24 protein-coding genes are annotated in these 24737 nt (G+C 64.5%); 6 read left to right on the plus strand and 18 right to left on the minus strand.

All coding sequences use genetic code 11. From position 1 onward, the window contains the following. Window positions 1-241: 241 nt before the first annotated feature. Window positions 242-985: a hypothetical protein gene (locus ACXJMY_RS03275; RefSeq protein WP_456617893.1), complete on the plus strand. Its 744-nt coding sequence runs from the start codon at window positions 242-244 to the stop codon at window positions 983-985. A 68-nt stretch (window positions 986-1053) separates the two neighbouring features. Here the strand turns inward: ACXJMY_RS03275 and sseA are convergent, their stop codons facing one another. The 3 genes from sseA to ACXJMY_RS03290 all read right to left on the minus strand — a co-directional run bounded on the left by sseA (window position 1054) and on the right by ACXJMY_RS03290 (window position 3791). Further along, entirely contained in the window at window positions 1054-1908 is an 855-nt protein-coding gene (sseA, locus tag ACXJMY_RS03280) for a 3-mercaptopyruvate sulfurtransferase (RefSeq protein WP_456617894.1), read from the minus strand. Window positions 1909-2094: 186 nt separating this feature from the next. Beyond that, window positions 2095-2508 carry a rhodanese-like domain-containing protein gene (locus ACXJMY_RS03285; protein ID WP_007613708.1) on the minus strand — a complete coding sequence of 138 codons (414 nt, stop codon included), beginning with the start codon at window positions 2506-2508 and terminating at the stop codon, window positions 2095-2097. A gap of 107 nt (window positions 2509-2615) precedes the next feature. Further along, window positions 2616-3791 (minus strand): vWA domain-containing protein, encoded by a 1176-nt coding sequence (locus tag ACXJMY_RS03290; protein ID WP_456617895.1) that lies wholly within the window; start codon window positions 3789-3791, stop codon window positions 2616-2618. A gap of 124 nt (window positions 3792-3915) precedes the next feature. Between ACXJMY_RS03290 and ACXJMY_RS03295 the strand changes: the two genes are divergently transcribed. Continuing rightward, window positions 3916-4161, plus strand: a complete 246-nt coding sequence (locus ACXJMY_RS03295; RefSeq protein WP_456618093.1) for a GlsB/YeaQ/YmgE family stress response membrane protein — start codon at window positions 3916-3918, stop codon at window positions 4159-4161. A 93-nt stretch (window positions 4162-4254) separates the two neighbouring features. Next, window positions 4255-5097 carry an AAA family ATPase gene (locus ACXJMY_RS03300; RefSeq protein WP_063981465.1) on the plus strand — a complete coding sequence of 281 codons (843 nt, stop codon included), beginning with the start codon at window positions 4255-4257 and terminating at the stop codon, window positions 5095-5097. A 1017-nt stretch (window positions 5098-6114) separates the two neighbouring features. Here ACXJMY_RS03300 and ACXJMY_RS03305 read toward each other — a convergent pair. From ACXJMY_RS03305 to ACXJMY_RS03330, 6 genes are all read right to left on the minus strand, one after another. Then, on the minus strand, window positions 6115-6885 hold the full coding sequence (locus ACXJMY_RS03305; RefSeq protein ID WP_456617896.1) for an outer membrane protein: 771 nt from the start codon (window positions 6883-6885) through the stop codon (window positions 6115-6117). 183 nt (window positions 6886-7068) lie between these two features. Continuing rightward, a complete protein-coding gene (locus ACXJMY_RS03310) occupies window positions 7069-7437 on the minus strand; it encodes a hypothetical protein (RefSeq protein WP_456617897.1) in 369 nt (122 codons plus the stop codon). Window positions 7438-7551: 114 nt separating this feature from the next. After that, window positions 7552-9198 (minus strand): GMC family oxidoreductase, encoded by a 1647-nt coding sequence (locus tag ACXJMY_RS03315; protein WP_456617898.1) that lies wholly within the window; start codon window positions 9196-9198, stop codon window positions 7552-7554. A gap of 16 nt (window positions 9199-9214) precedes the next feature. Further along, a complete protein-coding gene (locus ACXJMY_RS03320) occupies window positions 9215-9808 on the minus strand; it encodes a GNAT family N-acetyltransferase (protein WP_456618094.1) in 594 nt (197 codons plus the stop codon). Window positions 9809-9948: 140 nt separating this feature from the next. Next, a complete protein-coding gene (locus tag ACXJMY_RS03325) occupies window positions 9949-10875 on the minus strand; it encodes an SMP-30/gluconolactonase/LRE family protein (protein ID WP_456617899.1) in 927 nt (308 codons plus the stop codon). Between the two features lie 134 nt (window positions 10876-11009). Further along, on the minus strand, window positions 11010-11843 hold the full coding sequence (locus ACXJMY_RS03330; protein ID WP_456618095.1) for a GyrI-like domain-containing protein: 834 nt from the start codon (window positions 11841-11843) through the stop codon (window positions 11010-11012). Between the two features lie 171 nt (window positions 11844-12014). On the opposite strand from ACXJMY_RS03330, the gene ACXJMY_RS03335 reads away from it, so the two are divergent. Continuing rightward, window positions 12015-13118, plus strand: a complete 1104-nt coding sequence (locus ACXJMY_RS03335) for a mandelate racemase/muconate lactonizing enzyme family protein (RefSeq protein ID WP_456617900.1) — start codon at window positions 12015-12017, stop codon at window positions 13116-13118. A 9-nt stretch (window positions 13119-13127) separates the two neighbouring features. On the opposite strand, the gene ACXJMY_RS03340 is transcribed toward ACXJMY_RS03335, so the two are convergent. Continuing rightward, window positions 13128-13496: a hypothetical protein gene (locus ACXJMY_RS03340; protein WP_456617901.1), complete on the minus strand. Its 369-nt coding sequence runs from the start codon at window positions 13494-13496 to the stop codon at window positions 13128-13130. Window positions 13497-13685: 189 nt separating this feature from the next. Between ACXJMY_RS03340 and ACXJMY_RS03345 the strand changes: the two genes are divergently transcribed. After that, entirely contained in the window at window positions 13686-13910 is a 225-nt protein-coding gene (locus ACXJMY_RS03345) for a hypothetical protein (protein ID WP_456617902.1), read from the plus strand. A 270-nt stretch (window positions 13911-14180) separates the two neighbouring features. Here ACXJMY_RS03345 and ACXJMY_RS03350 read toward each other — a convergent pair whose 3' ends face one another. Continuing rightward, window positions 14181-14837, minus strand: coding sequence for a glutathione S-transferase family protein (locus tag ACXJMY_RS03350; protein WP_456617903.1), 657 nt, complete (start codon window positions 14835-14837; stop codon window positions 14181-14183). A 180-nt stretch (window positions 14838-15017) separates the two neighbouring features. Here ACXJMY_RS03350 and ACXJMY_RS03355 point away from each other — a divergent pair, with 180 nt between their 5' ends. After that, window positions 15018-16241, plus strand: a complete 1224-nt coding sequence (locus tag ACXJMY_RS03355; protein WP_456617904.1) for a polyhydroxyalkanoate depolymerase — start codon at window positions 15018-15020, stop codon at window positions 16239-16241. Between the two features lie 51 nt (window positions 16242-16292). Here the strand turns inward: ACXJMY_RS03355 and ACXJMY_RS03360 are convergent, their stop codons facing one another. The 7 genes from ACXJMY_RS03360 to ACXJMY_RS03390 all read right to left on the minus strand — a co-directional run bounded on the left by ACXJMY_RS03360 (window position 16293) and on the right by ACXJMY_RS03390 (window position 24732). Beyond that, window positions 16293-19622 carry an adenylate/guanylate cyclase domain-containing protein gene (locus ACXJMY_RS03360; RefSeq protein ID WP_456617905.1) on the minus strand — a complete coding sequence of 1110 codons (3330 nt, stop codon included), beginning with the start codon at window positions 19620-19622 and terminating at the stop codon, window positions 16293-16295. A gap of 317 nt (window positions 19623-19939) precedes the next feature. Beyond that, a complete protein-coding gene (locus tag ACXJMY_RS03365; protein WP_456617906.1) occupies window positions 19940-20455 on the minus strand; it encodes a hypothetical protein in 516 nt (171 codons plus the stop codon). Window positions 20456-20928: 473 nt separating this feature from the next. Continuing rightward, complete coding sequence (locus ACXJMY_RS03370) at window positions 20929-21534, minus strand: DUF1989 domain-containing protein (RefSeq protein WP_456617907.1); 606 nt, start codon at window positions 21532-21534, stop codon at window positions 20929-20931. 11 nt (window positions 21535-21545) lie between these two features. Further along, window positions 21546-22514: an arginase family protein gene (locus tag ACXJMY_RS03375; RefSeq protein ID WP_456617908.1), complete on the minus strand. Its 969-nt coding sequence runs from the start codon at window positions 22512-22514 to the stop codon at window positions 21546-21548. Between the two features lie 4 nt (window positions 22515-22518). After that, window positions 22519-23337, minus strand: coding sequence for an amino acid ABC transporter ATP-binding protein (locus ACXJMY_RS03380; protein WP_456617909.1), 819 nt, complete (start codon window positions 23335-23337; stop codon window positions 22519-22521). Further along, window positions 23337-24056, minus strand: a complete 720-nt coding sequence (locus ACXJMY_RS03385; RefSeq protein ID WP_456617910.1) for an amino acid ABC transporter permease — start codon at window positions 24054-24056, stop codon at window positions 23337-23339. The genes ACXJMY_RS03380 and ACXJMY_RS03385 overlap by 1 nt, the downstream gene beginning before the upstream one ends. A 16-nt stretch (window positions 24057-24072) precedes the next feature. Continuing rightward, window positions 24073-24732, minus strand: a complete 660-nt coding sequence (locus ACXJMY_RS03390; RefSeq protein ID WP_456617911.1) for an amino acid ABC transporter permease — start codon at window positions 24730-24732, stop codon at window positions 24073-24075. Between the last annotated feature and the right edge of the window lie 5 nt (window positions 24733-24737).

Genomic DNA, 24737 nt, shown 5'->3' on the forward strand with positions numbered 1-24737 from the left:
ACCGTTGCTCCGTTGCATCACGGGGGCGGAAATCGCATCGGGCCGTAGATTGCCGGAGTCCTGGCCCCGAATTTAGGGGAACGGCACGGAATCGTTGCGGTATGTTCGAATCAGCCTGATTCGCCTCCGCTTTGAGCTTCGATCCCCGCGTGGCGAACGCGGCAATCAGTACCGTCACCGCGTTCAGATGGCTCAAGGGCCCCAGCCACCACCCGCCGGGGCGGAAATTCGTAACCCGTCGATGCTTCCCGGCTTTCGCTTCCTGTTTGCCGCGATCCTGCTGTCAACCTCCATCCTGGTGTTCGGCCTCGGCGCCGCCGCGCTGCTGCGGGCGACGCACGAGCAGTACGTCACCAACCCGTCCTGGCGGAATGGCCCGCAGGAACAGGTGTTCGCGCAGGCGTCCGAACCGGCACAGCCGGTGCTTGCGGCCTTGCGCGCGGAGCCGGAGGCGGCCGCGCCAGCCCCGTCGCTGCGGGACCAGGTTCCGACCATCGCGCTGCCGGCGAGCGAGCCCGAGCAGGCCGCTACGGTGACCACCGAGACGACCGCACAGGCCGAGCCGCAAGTCACTGAGGCCACGCCGGCAGCCGAACCGGCAACGACGGAAGCCGCCGCGCCAGCCACGACCGACACGCTCACCGTCGCCGACACCACGGCATCCATCCCCGTGGACAAGGTTGCGGCTGCCGCCGCCGGCGAACCGCCGTCGACTGAGACCAGTGCCGCCTTGGCATCTTCAGCACTCGACATGGCGAATGCCAGGTTCGCCACGTTCAACGATCCGGCGACCACGGCCTGGAAGGATCCACCGGAGAAGGCCAAGGCCGCCGCCAGCGCGCCGGAGAGCAAGGCGACCAAGCGCAGTGCGAAGGCGAAGAAGCGCCGCCACATCGTGCGGCGCCCGCCGCCACCGGTTCAACAGACCTACGATCCGTTCGCGCCGCAACAGCCCGCGCTCGCCGCGACGGCGCGCGCGCGCTGACGCCGCTTAACCTCTCCCCGCAAGCGGGGCGAGGGAGCGCACCTTCGCCTGCGGCCGCTATTAACGCCTCACGCCGGCCCGGTCGCGACCGGGGGGCCGCCGGCCTGGCCCCATTCCGACCATGAGCCGTCATAGAGCGCGGTGTCGGTGATGCCGAGGCGATAGAGCGCGAGTGTCAGCACGCCGGCCGAAACGCCGGAGCCGCAGCTGGTCACRATCGGCGCGTCGAGCTTGACGCCGGCGCTCGCGAAAGCGGCGCGCAGATCATCGAGCGGCTTCATCGTGCCGGTCGCAGCATCGAACAGCAGATTGTAGGGCACGTTGCGCGCGCCGGGGATGTGACCGGAGCGGATGCCGGCCCGCGGCTCCGGCGCGCGGCCCTCGAAACGGTCGGCGGCGCGCGCGTCGATCACCTGCTCGGCGCGGCTTTCGACATTGGCCACGAGCTGCTGCATGCTGCGCACGCGGTTTGAATCGTAGCTCGCCTTGAAGGTCGCCGGCTTCGGCCTCACCTCGCCGCTCTCGATGGGACGCCCCTCGGCGCGCCACTTCTTCAGGCCACCGTTGAGGATGCGCACATTGCCGTGGCCGAAAGCCAGGAACATCCACCACGCGCGCGGCGCCGCAACCCAGCCGCCGGCATCGTAGATCACGACGGTGTCGGTATTGGCGATGCCGAGTTGGCCTGCGTCGCGGCCGAACTGCTCGGCGCTCGGATACATGTGCGGCAGCGGGTTGGAATGGTCCGACACCGCATCGACGTCGAAGAACACCGCGCCCGGCAGATGGGCTGCGAGATAATCGTCCTTCGGCAGCGGCAGCACGCCCGGCAGCTTGAAGCTGGCGTCGAGCACTTTGACGTTGGCGTCACTGATGTGGGCGGCGAGCCATTCGGTGGAGACGAGGGGATCGGTGGGGGTCATGGGATGTCTTTCTTGTCGTTCCGAAGTTGAAGCAATGCGCATCAAACTCCGCTGTCATCGCCCGGCTTGACCGGGCGATCCAGTATTCCAGAGGCGGTTGTGATTGAGCGGATGGGCCGCGGCGTACTGGATTCCCCGCTTTCGCGGGGAATGACAGCGGAGATCGGAGCGACAGCGAAGCACCCCTCACCCCTTCTTCTTCGGCTCCCATTGCTCCACCGGCCCGCCGGCGTCGCGCCAGGCGGCGTAGCCGCCGGCGATGTGGGCGACGGGCTTCAGGCCCATGTCCTGCGCGGTCTTGGCGGCGAGCGCGGAGCGCAAGCCGCCGGCGCAGTGGAACACGAACTTCTTGTCCTCCTGGAACACCGGCTTGGCATAGGGGCTCTGCGGATCGATCCAGAATTCGAGCATGCCGCGGGTGCAGGCGAACGCGCCGGGGATACGGCCGTCGCGCTCGATCTCGCGGGGGTCGCGGATGTCGACGATGACGACGTCGCCGTTCTTGGAGATCTCGATGGCGTCCTTGGCGGTGAGCGTCTCGATCTCGGCATTGGCCTCGTCGATCAGCGCCTTGATGCCGCGGGTGATGGTCTGGGGCATGGGTCTTCCCTTCTTCTCTTCCGTCGTTCCGGGGCGATGCGAAGCATCGAACCCGGAACCTCGAGATTCCGGGTTCGCGCTGCGCGCGCCCCGGAATGACAGCAGCGCTAGTGCGTCAATTCCTTCATCGCGCCTTCCAGACCTTCGATCGTGATCGGGAACATGCGGTTGGTGAAGATGCGTTTGATGATGGTGGTGGATTCCGAATAATCCCAGTGCTTCTGCGCGACCGGATTGAGCCACACCGAATGCGGATAGGTGCGGATGATGCGGTCGAGCCAGACCGAGCCGGGCTCCTCGTTGACATGCTCGACCGAGCCGCCGGGCACCATGATCTCGTAAGGCGACATCGAGGCGTCGCCGACGAACACGACCTTGTAGTCGTGCGGGTATTTGTGCAGCACGTCCCAGGTCGGCGTGCGGTCGGTGAAGCGCCGCTTGTTCTGCTTCCACACGCCCTCATAGAGGCAGTTGTGGAAGTAGAAATACTCCATGTGCTTGAACTCGCTCTTCGCCGCCGAGAACAATTCCTCGACCTGCTCGATATGCGCGTCCATCGAGCCGCCGATGTCGAAGAACACCAAAAGCTTCACCGCATTGCGCCGCTCGGGGCGCATGTGGACGTCGAGATAGCCGTGATTGGCGGTCTCGCGGATGGTGGTGTCGAGATCGAGCTCGTCCGGCGCGCCGGTGCGGGCGAACTTGCGCAGGCGGCGCAGCGCCACCTTGATGTTGCGGATGCCGAGCTCGACATTGCCGTCGAGATCCTTGAACTCGCGCTTGTCCCACACCTTCACGGCGCGGTTGTTGCGGTTCTTCTCCTGGCCGATGCGGACGCCTTCGGGATTGTAGCCGTGGGCGCCGAACGGCGAGGTGCCTGCGGTGCCGATCCACTTCGAGCCGCCCTGGTGCCGGCCCTTCTGCTCCTCGAGCCGCTTCTTCAGGGTCTCCATGAGCTTGTCCCAGCCCATGGCCTCGATCTGCTTCTTCTCTTCGTCGGTCAGGTATTTCTCGGCGAGCTTCTTCAGCCACTCCGCGGGGATCTCGGCCCCCTCCATGGCCTCGAGCAGGCTTTCCAGCCCCTTGAACACGGTGCCGAAGACCCGGTCGAACTTGTCGAGGTTGCGCTCGTCCTTCACCAGCGAGGCGCGCGACAGATAGTAGAAGTTCTCGACCGTGTAGTCCGCGAGGTCGGCGTCGAGCGCCTCCATCAGCGTGAGGTATTCGCGCAGCGTCACGGGGACCTGCGCGTCGCGCAATGAGGTGAAGAATTGCAGGAACATGAGTGACAGATTGCCCGTCGGGTGGCCGGCGTCAAGGGGCGCCAGCGACGGCGGAGGCCTAGACCGGCAGGGTTTTTGCTCTAGAATTGCCGGACTTGTGACTTTCTTTTTGGGGGCGTTTTCGATGGGAATTATCGCGGCACTGGTCATCGGCGCGATCGCAGGCTGGCTCGCGGGCAAGATTGTCCATGGGGCGGGATTTGGCCTGATCGGCAATATCGTGGTCGGCATCATCGGTGCGCTGGTTGCAGGCTGGGTGCTGCCGCAGCTTGGCGTCAGCCTCGGCGGTGGCATGCTCCGCGACATCCTCAGCGCCACCATCGGCGCGGTGATTGTGCTCGTCATCCTTTCGCTGATAAAACGGGCCTGAAAGCCTGACCGAACCAGGAACGGCCGCCTCGGGCGGCCGTTCCCATGTCGCGACCAGGGCGTTGCCTCGGCCGACGACCAACAAGGACGTGCGATGAAATTTACCGGCACCAAGGACTATGTTGCAACCGACGATCTCAAGGTCGCGGTCAATGCCTCGATCGTGCTGGAGCGCCCGCTGCTCATCAAGGGCGAGCCCGGCACCGGCAAGACGGTGCTGGCCGAGGAAGTGGCGAAGGCGCTGAACGCGCCGCTGCTGACCTGGCACATCAAGTCCACCACCAAGGCGCAGCAGGGCCTCTATGAATACGACGCGGTGTCGCGCCTGCGCGACAGCCAGCTCGGCGATGCGCGGGTGTCCGACATCAGGAACTACATCAAGCGCGGCAAGCTGTGGGACGCCTTCACCGCCGAGCAGCGCCCTGTGCTGCTGATCGACGAGATCGACAAGGCCGACATCGAATTCCCGAACGACCTCTTGCTCGAGCTCGACCGCATGGAATTCCATGTCTACGAGACCGGCGAGACGATCAAGGCCAAGCAGCGCCCGATCATGATGATCACCTCCAACAACGAGAAGGAGCTGCCCGACGCGTTCCTGCGCCGCTGCTTCTTCCACTACATCAAGTTCCCCGACGCCGACACCATGGGCCGCATCGTCGACGTCCACTTCCCCGGCATCAAGAAGCGCCTGGTGGAAGAGGCGCTGCGGATCTTCTTCGAGGTGCGCGAGGTGCCCGGCCTGAAGAAGAAGCCCTCGACCTCCGAGCTGCTCGACTGGCTGAAGCTGCTGCTCAACGAGGACATGAGCGTCGAGCAGCTCCGCGAACGCGACCCGCGCAAGCTCATTCCGCCGCTGCACGGCGCGCTGCTCAAGAACGAGCAGGACGTGCATCTGTTCGAGCGGCTGGCGTTCCTGAGCCGGCGGGAAGTGTAGGTCTCTCGTGTCCCGGACGCGCTGCAGCGTGCAACGCTGCTGCGCAGAGCCGGGACCCAGAAGGCGACACGAATTGCTCGGAGACATGGGCCCCGGCTCTGCAGCGCACCGCTGAAGTAGCGCTGCGCTGCGTCCGGGGCACGAGAGCGGAGTTTGGCGCGAGACCTCCTCCACCTCGTCATTGCGAGCGCAGCGAAGCAATCCAGAATCCCTCCGCGGAAAGACTCTGGATTGCTTCGCTGCGCTCGCAATGACGGAGCAAGTGGCATCGCCGCCATCCTTCAACTCGCACCCTTATCGCAGACACACCTTCGCATCCTCGCGGCTGATCCCGCCCGAGCTTTGCTTCGATCTCTCCACCCTCTTCAAGCAGAGGGCGCAGGGAAGGCCGGATGCCGGCTGGCACCCACGGTCCGCTGTGCGAAAGCACACGCAGAAAAACTGCACAGCGGCATACAGGTGAAGCCGTACACACGGCCTTCCCTGCGCGGTGGTTGGACGGCTTATGCCGTGCTCTCCCGGGAGCCGAGTTCCTTCTGGCCTCCCTCGCCCCGCGAATTGACGATGCCGTCTGCCCGGTTGGGCTCGCGCACATCTCCGCGAAAGGCTTGACCGTAGCAACGACGGCCAGGACCACACGGTTTTGCCGTACGCGCTCAGCGCCGTCCGTCTACACGTGGCCGCGGACTCACAGGGACTACCCGCCCTGCCCGCTACCTCTCGTGCCGACGCTGCCGCGTCCACCGCAACCCGGCCCGCGTTTCGAACGACTCGCGAACCGCCCCTCTTCGTGGGCCGGGCTGTTTCGATGTATGCCGCAATTCCGAATTTCGATAAAGTGGAATATTTTCGCGCGAAGGGGTTGACGAGCGGCGGGATGTTTTGCCCGACGGGCCACGTAGCCGGGATGGAGCGCGGCGCAATCCGGGGAAGTCGTGCAAACCGAGCGTAACGAAACCCACCTCGCCCGCGCGACGTTGGACCAGTTCAGTTCGACGCTTCCCGTTCGAGCGAAGATCAGTACTTCGCGACCAGCGGGCCACCCCAGCGGTAGTTCACGCGAACCAGGCCGATGTCGACGTCCTGGCCAATACGTGCGGTTCCCGCAAAAGCGCCCGCCGCAAGACCAAAGGTCCCGGTGAAGTGGAAGTTCACGTCGCGATGATCCATGAACAGGTGATCGTATTCAACACCGACCGACCAGTTCGGAGCGAAGCCAAATTCGAGACCGGCCCCGACCGCGCCACCCCAGCGGGTTTCACTCGCATTGTTGATCGTCAGCCCGGTCGGAATATCGAAAGCACGGTATTTGTCGCTGACAACTGCGGCGCCACCCTTCACATAGAGCAGCACGTTATTCCAGGCATAGCCGACTTGGCCCGTGAACAGGCCGAACGCATCAATCTTTGATTCATCCTGGACGCCCGCGAAGACGGAGTTGGCGTTGGCCCCCCTGAAATCGGCCCAGTTGCCCTGTGCCTCCACGCCGAACACCCAACCCGCTGTCTGCCAGCGGTAGCCGATCTGACCGCCGGCCGTGCCCCCTGTCGCATCGTGGCACCCCATGGAAACGGCCGGAGCGACAACCGCGCCACCGATATTGACCAGGTCCCAGCACTTGCGGGCAGAGCCGCCGCCACCATTGATGCCGATGTAGAAGCCGCTCCAGTCGTAGAACGGAACCGTTGGAGGAGGCGCTTTGGTGTACGGCCGCGCCGCCAGGTCAGCGGCCGAGGCAGGAGCGACGAGCGCGAGGAGGGCAACCGTGCCCAGCAAGATCTTCTTCATTGTGTCGACCCCGAATCGAAATCTACTGCGGAGCCCCCACATGCAACCTATCATTGCTTTCTGAAATTCATGTCACCTGAGCGCAACACTGGAGACCAAAGGGCCTATCAACCTGACGCTGGTTCCGGGGAACGGCGTGCGGGCGGATGCGATCATCCCGGATTGCGCTTCGCTCCATCCGGGCTACGAAGTATCGGATTCAAATGCAGACAAGCTTTCAGGTCGTGGCAGCACAGACGGCGCATCGCCCGCCAAGCCGAAGACTTCGATGCCTCTCAGCAAGCCGCCGCTCGAAAAGATGAAAATACCGCTGGGGTGGCCGCCTCGATTGATCAGGAAGTCACCGAGAATACGGACACCGGGCGGTGGCTCAGCATGTCCCCTGATCTGGAAATTGATGCTGGCGCACCCGCACAGACATTTCCAGGGTGTTACTTCAGCCAACTCGAGCTGATCGAGATACTGCCTTGCCTCTTCCGTGCCGTGCTCCAGCATCCAGCGGGCAAGATCACGCTCGGCATCCGTGAGTGGACGATTTTGCTCTGCGCTCAAGTGGCTACGACGCCTTCAGCTCGTAGGGTGGGTTAGCGTCAGCGTAACCCACCTCTTTTGTCTCCGCATCGAAAGAAGTGGTGGGTTACGCTTCGCTAACCCACCCTACGCAGATCACGCCACCGCTGCGTCCGGAATGCGCGCGGCTTCCATCGGCACCTTGCCGCGGATCAAATCGGAAGCGCGGTCGGCGATCATCATCGTCGAGGCGTTGAGGTTCGCCGAGATCATGCGCGGCATCACCGAGGCGTCGATCACGCGCAGGCCCTGGAGGCCGTGGACGCGGAGCTGGTCGTCGACCACCGCCCAGGTGGAATCCGCCGGGCCCATGCGGCAGGTGCAGCCGGGGTGGAAGGTGGTGGTGCCGCGTTCGGTGGCGGCGGCGAGGAATTCGTCGTCGGTGTTGATGTTGGGGCCGGGGAAATCCTCGTAGGCGTAATAGGGCGACAGCGGCGCGCTCTTCAGCAGGCGTCGCGCGAGCTTCATGCCGCCAACGATGACGCGGCGGTCGAGCTCGGCGTCGAGATAGTTGGTCTGGATGATCGGCGGCGCAAACGGATCGGCCGAGCGGATGCGGACATAGCCGCGGCTTTCCGGGCGCTGCTGCCAGGACGCCACCGTCATGCCGGGCTCGTCCTCGAGCTGGCCCTGCACGCCTTCCTTGTAGCTGGCCGGCGTGAAGGTGAGCTGCAGGTCGGAGCTGTCGGCGCTCTCGCCGGAATGCCAGAAGCAATAGACCATGGTCGGCGACAGCGACAGCAGGCCGCGGCGCGTGGTGGCCCATTTCAGCGCCTCGATCCACAGCGAGAAGCCGCGGCGGAGCTCGTTGATGGTCTTGATGTCCTTGACGCGCGCCACCGTGCGCGGCGCGTAGTGGTCCTGGAGGCCCTCGCCGACCGGCAATGCGTGACGCACGGCGATGCCGTTGGCCTGCAACAGATCCGGCGAGCCGATGCCGGAGAGCTGGAGCAGCTGCGGTGAATTATAGGTGCCGCCGGAGAGGATCACCTCCTTGTTGGCGCGAACCTCCACCGGCGTGCCGCCGCGGCCGCCCTTCATGTAGCGCACGCCGACGGCGCGCTTGCCTTCGAAGATGATCTCGGTCGCGTGCGCATGCGTATGCACATGCACGTTGGGCCGCTTCATCGCGGGCTTGAGGAACGCGGTCGAGCCGGAGACGCGCAGGCCCTTGTCGATGGTGCGCTGGCAGTAGGAGACGCCTTCCTGGGTCTTGCCGTTGTAGTCGGGATTGCGCGGGATGCCGAGCGAAACCGCGCCTTCCATGAAGGCTTCGCAGAGCGGATCGCGCCACTCCATCGTGGTGACGATGAGATTGCCGTCGCGGCCGCGATAGGTGTCCTCGCCCTCGCCGACCCGCTTCTCCAGCCGCTTGAAGTAAGGCAGCACGTCGGCATAGCCCCAGCCGCGATTGCCCATCTGCGCCCAGGTGTCGAAATCCATGCGCTGGCCGCGGTTGTAGATGTGCCCGTTGATCGAAGACGAGCCGCCGAGCGTCTTGCCGCGCGGCGCGTAGATGCTGCGCCCGCCAGTGTAAGGCCCCGGCTCCTGCTGGTAGGCCCAGTTGATGCTCTTCATGTGGAAGGTCTTGATGAAACCCGCCGGCAGATGGATGTAGGGATGCCAGTCGCTGGGGCCCGCCTCGAGCACGCAGACGCTGACGTTCGGATCTTCGCTCAGCCGGCTGGTGAGCACGCAACCGGCCGAACCCGCGCCGACAATCACATAATCAAATCTGTCCATCTTGCCTCGGCGCCTATCAGCGCGGCTTGTCGTTGAGTTGATATTCGAGATGCGTCCGCACCGTCGGCCATTCGGCGGCGGTGATGCTGTAGACCACGGTGTCGCGCAGCGTGCCGTTCGGCGCGACCTGGTGGCTACGCAGGATGCCGTCCTGCTTGGCGCCGAGGCGCTCGATGGCGCGGCGGCTCTGGTGGTTGAAGAAGTGGGTGCGGAACTCGACCGCAATGCAGTTCAGCGTCTCGAAGGCGTGGGTGAGCAGCAAGAGCTTGCATTGCGTGTTGAGCGGCCCGCGCTGCGCGCTCTTGCCATACCAGGTCGAGCCGATCTCGACGCGGCGGTTGGCGGCATCGATGTTCATGTAGGTGGTCTGGCCGACGATCTTGCCGCCGGCGTCGAACACGGTGAAGGGGAGCATGGAGCCTGCGGCCTGGAGGCCCAAGCGGCGGTCGATCTCCTTGGCCACGTTCTCCGGCGTCGGGATCGCGGTGTACCAGATCGTGTAGAGCTCGCCGTCCTTCACGGCCTCCACCAGCCCCTCGCGGTGCTGATGCGACAGCGGCTCGAGACGGGCGTGCTGTCCGCGCAGGGTGATGGGGTCGGGCCAGGGCATTGTATCGTTCCTCATGAATGTCATTCCGGGGCGGTCCGCAGGACCGAACTATGGTGCGCAATTGCGCACCTGAGAATCTCGAGATCCCGGGTTCGGCTCTCCGAGCCGCCCCGGGATGACGATGGCGTACTACGCCATCGTCACTTGTTCAAAAAGTTCAACGGCAATCCGCCGCGCGGCCAGTCCATGGCGATCAGTTCGCCCTTGCCGGACAGCGTGATGTAGGCGGTCTTGAGCTCAGGGCCGCCGAAGGCGATGTTGGTGGTGACGCGGTCGCCGGTCGGGACCTGCTCGACCAGCGTGCCGTCCGGCGCGATCACCGAGATGCAGCCGGAGACCAGGGTCGCGACGCAGACATTGCCGTTCGCCTCCACCGCGAGCGAGTCGAACATCTGGTAGCCGCCGAGGCCGCAGATCGGTTTGCCCCGCTCGCCGCGATAGATCACGTCGGCCGGCTTGAGCGTGCCGGGCGCGGAGAGCCCGTAGGCCCAGAGCCGTCCCGTCGGCGTCTCCGCGATGTAGACGGTGTTCTCGTCCGGCGAGAGCCCGATGCCGTTCGCGGGCAGTATGCCGTGCACGACCTCCACGATCTCGGTCATGCCGGGCTTGAGGTAGTACATGCCGCCGACGTCCATCTCGCGTGCGCGGCGTTTTCCCAGATCGGAGAACCAGAGGCCACCGTGCTTGTCGAAGACGAGATCGTTCGGTCCGCGCAAATCGTGCTCGCCGCATTTGGTCACGACGGTCTCGACCTTGCCCGATTGCAGATCGACGCGCTGGATCGAGCCGCCGAGATAGTCGTTCGGCTGCGGGCCGGGCATGATCATCTTGCCGGCCGGAATCCAGGAGAAGCCGCCATTGTTGCAGATGTAGATCTTGCCGTCGGGGCCGAGGGCTGCGCCATTCGGGCCGCCCGGCACCTTGGCCACGATCTCCTTGCGCCCGTCGGGATAGACCCGGGTCAGGCGTGCCCCTCGGATTTCCACCAGCACCACCGAGCCGTCCGGCATCACGACCGGCCCTTCGGGAAATTCGAGGTCGGTGGCGAGAACGCGGACGTTGGACATGTCTGGACCTCCCGGCGCTTGTTATGGCTTGCGCGGGATGTCCGGCACGGGCCTCGCACGCAAGATTTGCATGCGGTTATGGCAAAGTCGCCGAGGCTTGCCAAGCAAGCGGGACGGTATGCCAGCGTTGCGTGTTACTCGCGCACTGGTATCCAAATTTCGAAACCGCCATTGCCGGTGGCGGGATCGAATTTTTCGTCATAGCGCTCGAAGCTCGGCGCATCCGCGGCCTTCTGGCCGGAGGCCGGCAGCCACTGATTCCAGATCGTGTTGACGGTGCGGCGGATCGAGGCGACGTGGTCGGTGTGGGTGAACACCGCATAGCGCTGCTCGGGGATGCGGATGCGGCCGAAGCGGCGCGGCAGGTCGGAGAAATCGGCGACCTCGACGCCGGCGATATAGTCGAAATTGCCGGAATCATCGCCGTTGCAACAGACGCCATAGGCAACGCCACCGATGCGCGCAGGGATGTCGGCAACCTCCTGATGGAAGCGGTGCCACAGGCCCGGAATGGCGGCGCCGTTGTCGCAGGAGATGCGCTCGCTCGGGCCGGCGACGAGGAAGGCCTTCGCGGTCTCGAACCGCGGGGCCGCGAGATGGTCGAGCATGGTGGAGTCCATGAGGATCGGCTCCTGAAGCTTGAGGTCATTGACGCACGCCGCCGCCCTCACCGCTTCGGGCGTGGTGCCGAACTGGTCGCGGAACGCGCGGGTGAATGCTTCGTGGGAGCCGTAATCCGCCTCCAGCGCCAGCGACAGAATGTCCGGCGCGCCGTTCGCGAGGCTGCGCGCCGCTTCCGTCAGCCGCCGCGCGCGCACGTAGCGCATCACCGGAAGTCCGGTGGCTGCGGCAAACGCGCGCACGACGTGGAACCGCGACACGCCGGATATCGCAGCGATCTCGTCGAGCGTCATCGGCTCGGCCAGATGGCTCTCGATATACCAGAGCGCGCGCTGGGCTGGGTTCATGACGTCAAAGGCCCTCGTTCGAAGCCTGGCGATGATGCGCCGATCACCACCGCCTCGCTTGATCGGCATTGCTGTCCTCGCATGAGGATAGTCCGGCAATAGCCACTGGCAACGCCCCGGCATTGGCAGCTACACTCATTGAAACCGCTCACGAGAAAGAGGAACCGCGTCATGGAGATCACCGATGTGCGGGCGCACCATATCCGCATCCCCTATGACGCCGGTGTCGCGAGCTTTCGCCAGGGCGCGTCCGCAATCTCCGCGCTCGACATGGTGCTGGTCGAGGTCACGACCGACGCCGGACTGACCGGCTGGGGCGATGCCTTCGCCTATGTCTGCCCGCGCACCACGCGCAATGCCGTCGAGGAGATGATCGCACCGCAGGCCCGCGGGCTGAAGGTGCCTGATGCCGCCGGCATTCCCGCGGTCATGGAGCAGATCCAGCGCAACCTGCATCTGTTCGGCCGCTACGGCATCACCATGTTCGCGATCTCCGGGCTCGACATCGCGTTGTGGGACCTCGCCGCGAAGATCGAGGGGGTGCCGCTGCACCGCCTGCTCGGCGAGACCAGGCGCACAGCCATTCCCGCCTATGCGAGCCTGCTGCGGATCGGCTCGACCGAGAACATCGGCGCCGAATGCAAGAAGGCGCTCGCGCTCGGCTACGGCGCCATCAAGCTGCACGAGACCACGGTGCCGGCAGTGTTTGCCGCCCGCGAGGCGATCGGCCCCAACATTCCGCTGATGGTCGACATGAATTGCCCGCTCACCGGCGAGCAGGCGATCGCGTTCGCAAAGGCTTGCGGGGACGCACGGCCGATGTTTCTGGAGGAACCGGTCTGGCCGCCGGAGGATTTTGCCGCGCTCGCCGAGGTGCGCAGCAAGGGCGGGCTCGGCATCGCCGCCGGCGAGAACGCCTGCACGGAATATCAATTCCGCCAGATGATGAATGCAGGCGCGGTGACCCACGCCCAGCCGTCAGTGATCAAGGTCGGCGGCATCACGGAGTTTCTCAAGGTCGCGGCACTCGCAGATGGGCTCGGCGTCAAGATCGTCCCGCATTCGCCGTATTTCGGCCCGGGCCTGCTGGCGACGCTGCATCTCCTGGCGGCGCGCGAGGACGGGCTCGTCGAGATGTTCTACCTGAAGCGCGAGGCATGCCTCTGGGACGGCCGCGCCGATGTCGATGCCACCGGCCATGTTGCGGTGCCGACCGGCCCGGGTCTCGGCCTTGAACCCGATCGCGGCGTGATGGAGCGATATCGCGTCACGTGAGCGCCGCGCCTATTTCGGCGCATCCTTGGCCGCGGGCTGCGCGTCCTTGGAGTCGGCCTTCTTCTTTGCGTCCTCCGCCGTCTTCGCCTGCACGGCCTGGAGATCGCCGAGCGTCTTCTGCAAGCCGGCGACGCTCGTCTTCAACGCGTCGATCTGGCGATTGGCCGCATCGAGCTTCTGCTGGTGATCGAGGGTCAGCTTGGTGATCGTCTTCTGGAGGAAATCGACGTTGCTCTGGAGGCAGCTCGTGCGCCGCTCCATGGTCTTCTCGACCGTGCAGATCTCGATGCCGGGCACGTCCTGCGCGCGGAGCGGGAGAGGCGCCAGCGTGGCGAGCGGCAACAGTGCGAAACAGACGCCGGCGCCTCGAAGCAGCATGCAGGTTCCTCATCAGATAATCACGTCAATTTGCGCTGATTGAGCGCGGCGGCCGAAGGCTACCACACTCGTACCGCATTCTCGCGTTGAGCTTGCATCCGTTCCCTGGACGGGGAGCGATGATCGGGATGGATGCGGAGAAGTGGGCGCTCTGCCGCCTTCCGACTTTCATTAGGGGAGATTTTTGGAATGGCAACGCGCGACAGACGTTTGGCGGAATTCGACGGCGCCGGAGAACCACCACCGGGTCTGCCGGTCGAAGTGCTGTGCGAGGACCATAGCGGAACGTATCAATTGCCGTTTGCCTGCCGCTATGTCGAGGGACGCTGGCAGAACCACGAGGCGGGGATCGCGGTGGAAGCAACCGTCATCGGCTGGCGCCTGCCGCGCATGAAGCATAGCGGGGCGGCCTGACACGTCATTTCTGTCTCAAAATGCAACGGGGCCGCGCGCCGTCTTAATCTTCGGAACGCGGCCCGAACGAATCACGTCCGAATCAGCCGAAAGGCCCTGTCCACGCCTGTTCACGGCTAGATGTCGAAGCCGTCCCGCTCGCACGTACCATATCTGCAACGTGCCCCCGGGGGCCACGCGCCGGCAGCGGCACCAAACGTTAACTGCTGAAGCGCGGCTTGCGCGCCCCTCGATTCCGCCGCCGAAACGGGCAGGGCGAACGACATCTGCCTAATATTCGACCTCGAGCTCCTCGATCTCGGCCGGCTCCTCCTTGGCCGCCGCGATCCACTCCTTCAGCTCCGGCATCGCCATGATGGTATCCGCATAGGCCTTGAGCCGCGGCTCGAGCTTGACGTCATACGTCACGAAGCGCGTCACCACGGGCGCGTACATCGCATCCGCCATGGTCCGCTTCTCGCCGAACAGGAACGGACCGCCCGACCGCTCCAGGCAGTCGCGCCAGATCGCCCAGACCCGGTCGATATCGGCCTGGGCGCGCGACCAGATCTTGAAGCCGGGGAAATGCCCCTTCAGATTGACCGGCAGCGAGGCGCGCAGCGTGGTGAAGCCGGAATGGATTTCGCCGCAGATCGAGCGGCAATGCGCCCGTTGGACCCGGTCGGCGGGCAATAGCCCGGCGTCCGGCATCACCTCGTTGAGATATTCGGCGATCGCCAGCGTGTCCCAGACGGTGGCGCCCTCGTGCCGCAGGCACGGCACCAGGATCGAGGAGGACAGCAGGAGAATCTCGGCGCGCGCGGAGGCGTCGTCCGGCGCGGTGACGATCTCCTCGAAATCGAGCCCGGAAAACTTCGTCAGCAGCCAGCCACGCAGCGACCAGGACGAGTAGTTCTTGCTGCTGATGGTCAGTGTCGCTTTCGCCATTTGCCCCTTCCCTCACGCCTGAAACCGGCACCCCGCCCGGCCCGCCGGCGTGCCCATTACCTGTGCTTCCCGTGTGTACACCCGGGTTGATGAGCAAGCGATGTGCCAGTTTTCCGGGCGGTTTGACTCGGCTTTGGCTTCGATATTGCATGGCAGCATGGGACAGGTGGGCACTTCAGTATGATGTCGATGTATTATCAGGCCTTTCAAAACCAGATGGACCTGACGGCGCCGTGGCGGGCGGGAGCCTCGTCCGCGCTCAAATTCCTCAATCTGGTGCCCCAGGGCATGTCGGATCAGGTCGTCAACCGGCTCTCGGCGGCGCTGGAACTGATCTCGCGCTCCACCCTCACCTATCACCGCCCGGCCTACGGCATCGACAGCGTCATGGTCGGAAACCGCGAGGTCGCCGTCACCGAGGAGATTGCCTACGCCACCCCGTTCGGCTCGCTGCTGCACTTCAAGAAGGCGGATGCGCCCGGGCAGCCGCGCATGCTGCTGGTGGCGCCGATGTCCGGCCACTTCGCGACGCTGCTGCGCGGCACCGTGAAGACGCTGCTCCAGGACCACGACGTCTACATCACCGACTGGCACAATCCGCGCGACATCCCGCGCAGCGAGGGCCGCTTCGGGCTCGACGACTACACCGAGCATCTCATCGACTTCCTCGGACAACTCGGTCCGCGCCCGCACATGGTCGCGATCTGCCAGCCGTCGGTCTCGGCGCTCGCGGCCGCCGCGATCATGTGCGAGGACAATCATCCGTCGCGGCCCGCGACGCTGACGCTGATGGCGGGGCCGATCGACACGCGCATCCAGCCGACCAGGGTCAACGAGTTTGCCAAGAGCAGGCCGATCGACTGGTTCGAGAGCAATCTGATCAACTACGTGCCGGTGCAGTGCCGCGGCGCGCTGCGCAAGGTGTATCCGGGCTTCGTGCAGCTAACGGCTTTCGTCTCGATGAATCTCGAGCGGCACATCAAGCAGCACATGGACCTCGCCAATCACATCGCCAAGGGCGAGAAGGAGAAGGCGGCGACCATCAAGACCTTCTACGACGAATATTTCGCGGTGATGGATCTGCCCGCGGAATTCTACATCGAGACCGTGCGGGACGTGTTCCAGGAGCATCTGCTGCCGCAGGGCAAGCTGATGCATCGGGGACGGCCGGTGAACACCAAGGCCGTCAGCCGCATGGGGCTGATGACGGTCGAGGGTGAGAAGGACGACATCTGCTCGATCGGCCAGACCCTCGCGGCGCAAGACCTTTGCACCGGCGTGCGCGCCTATCGCCGGGTGCACCACATGCAGGCCGGCGTAGGCCATTACGGCGTGTTCTCGGGCAAGCGCTGGAACAACGAGATCTATCCGCTGCTGCGGGATTTCGTGCACGTGAATTCGTAACCCGTCATCTCCTGGCGCGGACCGACGGCCAGCCGGAGAAACGGCACCTGCCTAACGCTCTTGCCTGAGCAGCTCTTTCGCTGCTTCGACTTCGGGAAGATTTCGCTCCGCATCGAACTCAGCGAGGACGGGCGCGAGCACCTCGGATACCGCGCCCGCTCGGCCGTTTGTCCTGTGCAGGCGTGCAAGTCCAAGGGCGCAGCGCAACTCGAAGGTCTTCGTCTGTTGGTGTCGTGCGATTTCCAGCGCGCGTTTGAGAGCAGTTTCGGCACCGGATTCGTCGCAAGGGTCATGGCGCGACAAGAGTTCGCCGTGGACGCGATGCAGCTCGGCATCAAGCCAATGCTGACCGGATTGCCCCGCCCATGCGATCAATTCGCCCAGGATGTCCAGCCCGTTGTCGAGTTGGCCCGACTCTGCGGCCGCCATGGCGACATGCATCCCCCAAAACGGTTCACAGAGATAGCAGTCATTCTCGTGCAGCAAGGTCCAGCCGCGGCGCATGTCCGTCAGTCCGGTCGTTCGGTCGCCGGCACGCCACTTGGCCAGGCCATCCAGGTAGGTGCCGGCGGCCACATACAGCGGCATCGTGTGGTCGCGCGCGAGACCGAGCGCCAGGATCGTCTCCGTTTGCTGCAACATGCCGCCGCATAGTCCGTCGAACACAGCGCGATGAACCAGCGCATTGGCCTGGGACAGCGCCCGTTTTTCTCCCGACGCACTCACCGCTTCGGCGGCGAGCCGGCGCGCGCGCGCGATCCTGCCGAGCGGCCACAGCACCAGGGCAAGAAATCTCATGATCACGAACGGAAGATCCAGCGCCGAAGCCCTGAACGTCGCGGGATCCGGCTCGGCACCATAGATCTCCAGCGCATGCTCGAGATGCACTCTCGCGTTCAGATAGTCGCCCCCGAACCAGCAGGTAACCCCGCCGGTCCAATGGGCCACGACGGCGGCCACCGGCGAGTCCGGCCGTCGGTCAGCAGCGCTCCTGATGGCATCCGCCAGCTCCCGCATCGGCGCGAGTTCGCCGTGTGTCAGGCAGGCATTGAAGAGGCCCGAATGGACCGGCGCAAGTTCAACCGGATCATTGATGTCGGCCGCGAACTGCCGGGCGCGCGTCCATGCGGCTACCGTTTCGGGAGCGCTGTGCCCGAGGCCGCCCCGCAATGCGCGGCCATAGGCAATTTGCAAATGAAGCCTGCTCATCATCCGGTCGGGCGCATCGGGCAATTCATCGGCGGTGGCAACCGCCTTGCCGAGATGCGCAATCGCCTCGGAATAGGCCGAGCGCTTCAGCGCCTGCTGTCCCGCCTTGCGCCACCACTCGAGGGCGACCTGGTTCAGCCCGGCCTCGGTGAAGTGGTGCGCCAGAACTTCCGGCTCGGTCTCGGCCACGACCGGAAACTTCTCGCGCAGGACATCGCCGATACGCGTGTGAAGCACCTGCCGCTTGCTCTTGAGCAGGCTCTCGTAGGCCGCTTCCTGGACAAGAGCGTGCTTGAAACTATAGTTTGCGTCGGGCGGAGCCCCGCGACGCACCAGCAGTTCGGCCTCTTCGAGTTGCTCCAGCGCAGCGGTCAGCGTCAGGTCATTGCGTCCCGCCACATATTTCAGCAGCGCGTAGGAGAAGTCGCGGCCGATGGCGGCGCCGATCTGCGCCACCTCCTTGACTGGAGCAAGCCGGTCGAGCCGCGCCATCAGCGAATCCTGCAGCGTCGCGGGAATAGCGAGCGGTGGGAGCGGACTACCGAGGCGATAGCGCCCGGCATCCTCGACGAGCAGTCCGGACTCCAGCACCATCTTGGTCAATTCCTCGACGAATAGCGGGATGCCATCCGTCCTGTCGATGATCTGCTTCATCATCTCGCGTGGCAGCAGGCGACCAACGGTCACCTGCTCGACCAGCGCGCGCGTGTCCTGCCGATCGAGCCGGTCGAGCCGCAACAGACCGACATTGGCCAGGCCCGACCAGGATGGCTCGAACTCCGGCCGGGATGTCATCAGCACGAGTATCGGTAGTCCCCTGATCCGGTCGACCGCGAGATCGAACAGTTCAAGTGTCGTGGCATCGGCCCAATGCATGTCCTCGCAGACAATCAGCAGGGGTTGCTCTCGCGCCAACCCCTCGAGCTGATCGAGAAGGGTGGCAAACGTCTGCCGCCGCTGCTGCGCCGGGCTCAAACCGAGCGGCGGACAATGGTCTCCGGTTGGGATCGAAAGCAGCGCCGCAATGAGCGGTGTCGCTTGGGCGACCTGCTGTGTTCCCAGCGCCAGCATTGCTTCGAGCTTGTCGAGCTTCTGCCCGGGCGAGTCGTGCGAGCGGATGCCGGCGGCGCGCTCGAGCTGCGCGACAAAGGGATGAAGCGCGCTGTTGGTGTGGTAAGGCGAACACTGATATCGCACCCGCCGGTGCGCCCCCAGCGAGGGGCTTTCGGACAGCGTTGCGACAATGCGCGACTTGCCGATGCCCGCTTCGCCGGAAATCAATACCATCTGGCCCTGCCCCTGCCATGCCCGTCGCTGGCGCGAGAGAATGAATTCGATCTCGTCCTTGCGGCCGACAAAGCCGATCGAGCGCGCCGCGTGGACCGCCTCGAAGCGACTCTCGGATGCGGTCGCCCCCTCCACCGCCCAGACTGCGATGGGTTCGGCTATTCCCTTGACCTCACGGCGGCCGAGATTGCGGAAAGCGAAGAGATCACCAAGCAGCCGGCGCGTCGACGAAGCAACGACGACCGCGCCGGGCTCCGCCAGGCTCTGGAGCCGGGCAGCGAGGTTCGGCGTATCGCCGACGGTTGCGTACTCCTCTGACGCTTCTCCGCTGATGAGGTCGCCGACCACCACGAGCCCGGTTGCAATCGCGATCCGCAGTTCAACCCGTTCGTCGGCGCCTGTCTTGAGTTGCCGAATTGCGGAGATGGTGTCGAGGCCCGCTCGCACCGCGCGCTCCGCGTCATCCTCGTGGGCGCGAGGATAGCCGAAATAGACGAGTATTCCGTCGCCGACAAACCTGGCTATCCTGCCGTCATAAGCAGCAATGACGCTCGCGCAGGCCGCGCGGTAGGCCCGGATCACTTCCCACATATCCTCGGGATCGAGACGCGCCGAGAGCGCAGTCGAGCCGACCAGATCGCAAAACATGACGGTGAGGTGGCGCCGCTCGGCGTCGTGAGGAGGAGCCGGCGATGCGATCAACGCGGCTGGATCGAGGTCGGCAATAGCACGCAGCATTTTGCGGCGATGGCCGAGCAGGACTCCGAGCTTGTCAAAGTCCTCGCCCATCAGTTCGGGAAGGACGCCCACGTCGATCCCATTTTGGGCAAAACGCTCCGCGTATTGCCCAAGCCCCAGCTTCTCGAGCCACTCCGCAATCTGCATTGGCTCCACCGATCGTGTGGTTGGCGGTTAGCAGAATTTTGGACCACGGCGCGGGGACGATATCCCAACATCGCCATGATGGCACGTCTTGTTTGGTGCGCGATGATTTAGGTTACTCAGTACCGACACGGCTTCCAGGCGAGGTCACGGCCCGATGCGAACGACTGCGCTACCAAAAATCGTCTGCACGCAGCGTTGGACGTCAGAGGTTGCGATGAGTCGTCACAGCTCGCTCCAGACCTGAAGCCGACTCCAACGCTGTGGCCTGTGCTCACGTCACGACGCCAAGCAGACGTTTTTCCGCGAGCACAGTCCCGTCATTGCTTGTCCATGCGCGCTTCGTAGTTGCGAGCCATCGTGCCCGCCGCAACTTGAAGCGAAGAACCCACCACCCAGCAGCCGGCAACAAAGGCGATCAGGCCATTGGCGGGGTTTTGATCAAGGACAAGAATGCTGACGGACAGAGTTGCGGCAATCGCGGCGCCGAAGGTTCCGGCCGCACTCATGATCTCAGCCGACTCGGAACCGGTCCATTCTTCCGAGATGCTCGAACTCGACTTCCGTGCGACACTGCGAGACAAATCAATTCCGACATAATAGCTGAGAGCTCCGTAGAGCATCGTTAGCAGCACGATCCAGCCGCTTTCAAACAGTCCGTCTTTCTCACGCAACAGGGTCGCCCCCACATAGAGGCCGCAAGAGGCCCCAACGGCTGCGAGCCCAATCCTTTCAAGAAGATGGGCCGACTTGATCAGACTGGAACGAGCGATCCCAAGATTACCGGCGTGTCTCGTCAGGGAAAATGCGCTGGAAACTGCATTGCTGATCTTCATTGGAGTCTCCCTCTTAGGTCAGTAGCGGCCTACCGGCCGACCCCGAATAGAGGCTGCCTGGTGGACCCGCTTTGCGATTCCCTTGATTCCAATTTCTGAAAAATCTGTGCTGAGTGATGGGGCTGGCTTGCTCGTGAGCAAGACGAGAGCCAATCCAAAGCTGCGAGCACGCGGCTGCGCAGGCATTGCATCTCACCCGTGTCTGTCAGTTAGGTCCGGGTGCGGCAATTTCTTGCGGGAGTGATAGCTCGAAAAAGAGTGATGAAATATGAGGCGGTTCACATAGCGCGGTTCCCTGTCGCTCGATCCGGTCACGTTTTCCGGAGGACGCGTCTGCATCGTCGCGATGCCGGGAGCGCGGGAGCGGAGGGCGCCGTTGGTTCGCCAGCTGGCCCGCGATTTCGCCGGCGTCCGATCTATCCGCTCTTTGCGGTGCTTCGTGTCCGTCAATTCGCGAGGCGCAGCGTCATTCTTTAGGTGGCCATCAGCCGGATATGCGCGGCTGTCGGCTTGCGACCGGCGCCGTTGATCGGCGTGATGTCCTGCGGGCAGGCCGAGAAGACCACGTAGCAATCCCGGACAGCTCGCAGCACGACATAGTCGCCTGCCCTGCTCACGGGCTCACCCTGCGTCAGGCTCAGGTCGTCGTTGACCGGGATGTTCATGAACAGATTGAGCGGCTGCGGCACATGGCTCGCCTGCAGGCCGATCTCGTCCATGGCCTCGACCATGTTGTCGGCGCAGTTGCGATGATAGTCCGTGCAACCCAGATGCTCATAGCGCCAGCGATCGCATGCCGCCATCAGGGTATCGTGGATGCCGGGCGATGTGTCCTGCTCCAGCACCAGGATCGGCTCGCGTTTGTTGGTGAAAAGCGTCTGCCCGGCGGCCGGCATCAGCCGGCCGTTCTCGACCCTTGTATGCTCCATCGACATGTGGTGTCCGAGATCCTCGATGCAGAACGCCCAGGTGTCCACGACCTGAGAGCCATGGGTGTTGATGATTTGGACGGCCTGCCCCTTGCCCAGCCGAACGGCCTTGCCGCGCGTGGCCGGAATGACGTCGAGTGTTCCATTCATGATGTTCTCCTTCAAGCGGCGAGACGGGCGCTGCGGCGCGCCACCCAGCGCGGCTGGGCGCAGATGTGCCCCAGGAACTCGATGACGGTCAGCGCGCCAAGATAGGCGGTGACGCCGGTGCCGACATCGAGCGGCGGATTGACCTCGACGAAGTCGAAGCCCGCGATGTCGTGCCGCTCTGCGATCGCCTTCAGGCTGTCACGCAGCTCGACATAGCTCATCCCGTTGGGCTCGGCAGAGACGCAGCCCGGGACCAGCGACATGTCCATGGCGTCGACGTCGATGCTGACATAGACCCGTGAGCCCGCAGGCAGCAGATCGGCGACGCCTTGCGGGCCGATCTGACGGAACGCGCCCATCGGAATGACGCGGTTGCCTGCGGCAATGACATCCTCCACCTGCGCCGGCGAGTGGCGCAGGCTGCGGATGCCGACCTGGGTCAGACTCAGCGCATTCTCCATCCCCGCGATGTGGCGAAACGCATGGCTGTTGGTGATGGTCAGGTCATTTTCGAACGGCGCGTAGTCGGTGTGGGCGTCGAAGTGGATGACATGCAGCTTCTCGTCGAAGGCACGGAAGATCGGATAGGTGATCGAGTGGTCGCCGCCGAGCACCACGGGCAGCGCACCGCGGTCAAGAATCCCGCGCACCGTAGCCGTGATGTTCTCGAAGGTGCGAGGCGCGTTGGCCGGATGAATGTCGACATCGCCCACGTCGGCGATCAGGCGCTGCGACATCTCTTCGACAAGATATTCGCGCCGGGTCTCGGGGTCGTAGTAGCCCTTGCCGCTGCCATAGAAGCGCAAGGAATGCTCGCGCAGCGCGCGCGGCGCAAGGCGACTGCCGGGCATGAAGGGTGAACCCTCGTCGAACGGCACCCCGAGCACCGCGATGGCGGCGTCGAGCTGTGAAAGGTCCTCGCAGATGCGCGACCGTAGAAACGAGGGAATGCCGACATAGGGCCGGTTGACGCGGGACATGTTCTTACTCCGTTGTGTCGATTGTCGTGCCGGGATTGTCGTGGCGGCGGTTTGCCATCACCAGATCGAGGAAATTGCGCAGCCGCGGTTCTTTCGGCGCGGCGATGATGTCCCGCGCCGGCCCCTCCTCGATAATGCGACCGTGATCCATGAAGGCGATGCGATCGGCGACGTTGGCGGCAAAGCCGATTTCGTGGGTGACGACCAGCATCGTCATCCCGATCTCCGCCAGCGAGCGCAGGACGGCGAGCACATCGCCGACCAGTTCGGGATCGAGCGCCGACGTCGGTTCGTCGAACAGCATCAAGGCCGGGTCCATGGCGAGCGCGCGGGCGATCGCAACGCGCTGTTGCTGTCCGCCCGAGAGCGCACGCGGATAGCGGTCCATGCGCTCGGCGAGCCCGAGACGCTCCAGCAGGTCCTTGCCGCGGCGTACCGCCTCCGCCCGCGGCCGGCCCAGCACCACCTCTTGCGGGCGCACCACGTTTTCGAGCGCGGTCAAATGCGGCCAGAGATTGAACTGCTGAAACACGATGCCGATCTTCGGGCGCAGGGCGTCGATCTCCCGCCGCCCCTGACGACGTACGACACCGCCGCTCGTCAATTCGCGTCCGAATGGCTTGCCGGCGACCTCGATGAAGCCGTCATCAGGCTGCTCGAGCCAGGTCAGGCAGCGCAGCAGCGTGCTCTTGCCGCAGCCGCTCGGGCCAATCAGCGCGACGATCTCGCCCGCGTGCACATCGAGATAGAGATCATCGACGGCGGTGGTGCCGGAAAAGCGCTTGGTCAGGGCCGACACGCGGAGCACGGGCGGCGCGGTCATCATGCCCTCCGCGCCACGAGCGAGAGATAGCGCTCCGCGATCCTGTTGCGGCTGGCGCCTTCGACCTGTGCGGCGCCGACGCGGCGCTCCAGCCGCCTCGACAGATCCGCGATCACGATTGCAATCAGCCAATAGATCGACGCGACCGCCGCGAATACCTCGAACGGCGCAAAGGTGTTCCCCTGCACGACGAGGCCCTGGTAGGTGAGTTCCGGCACCGTGATGGAGGACAGCACGGCCGACTCCTTCATCATCGTCAAAGTCATATTGGTGGAGGGCGGCACCAGCGCCCGCAGAATCTGCGGCGCCACCACATGCCGCATCGCCTGGGCGGGAGACATGCCGATGGCGCGCGCGCTTTCGAACTGCCCGCGCGGCAGCGCGAGAATCGCGGCACGGACGATCTCGGCATAATAGGCGCTGACAAACAGCGCGAGCGCCAGGGTGCCGGCAATGTAGGCCGGCAGGCGGATGCCGGAGAACGGCAGCCCGTAATAGACGACGAAGATCAGGATGATGAAGGGAATGTTACGCAGTGTTTCGACGTAGAGCCCGGCGGCAAGCCGCGGCAGCCAGCCCGGCATCAGCGCGACCATGGCGACGGCAATCCCCATGGCATAACCGATGATCAAGGCCGCCGCCGAGACCTGGACGGTCAGCCAGGCGCCCTGCAGCAGGAGCGGCCAATAGTCGAGAAGAAGGGCTGGATTGAAATGCATCGCTCAGATCCGCGGCTCAGATCCGCGCCTTGGCGAACCGGGCTTCCGCGAGCTTGCCCGACAGGCTGAGGACGAGATTGATGACCAGAAAGACCATAGCGGCGCCGATCATGGTCTCGAACGGCCGATAGCTCGAACTCGCGATCTGCTGCGCGCGGCGCAGCACCTCGACGACGGTGATGACCGACAGCAGCGCCGTGCCCTTCACCACGATGGTTGACTCGTTGATCAGCACCGGAACGATGCGGCGAAACAGCTGCGGCAATACAACCTTGAGCCAGATGGCGTGTGGTGGCAGGCCAAGCGCGGTCGCGGCCTCGATCTGGCCCGGATCAATGGTGGCGAGGCCGCCGCGCATGCTCTCGCTGATGAACACCATGCTGTTGAAAGCGATGGCCGCGACGCCCGCCACCTCCGGCGACAGGTCGAGGCCGACCGCCGGAAGCACGTAATAGGCGATGAAAATCTGAATCAGCAGCGGCGTGCCGCGCACGAAACTGATGACGACGGCGATGCAGGCGTTCACCGGCACGATCTTCAGGGAGCGTACCACCGTGAGGCCGGTACCGAGCGCGAGCGCCAGCAGCATGATGGCGAACGCCAGCCGTATGTTCACCGCCGCGGCGCTCACGAGATCGGGAAGGATCGACAACAGATATGCGAAGTTGAAACCCATCGCCG

This window comes from Bradyrhizobium sp. P5_C12 (genome assembly GCF_054049735.1).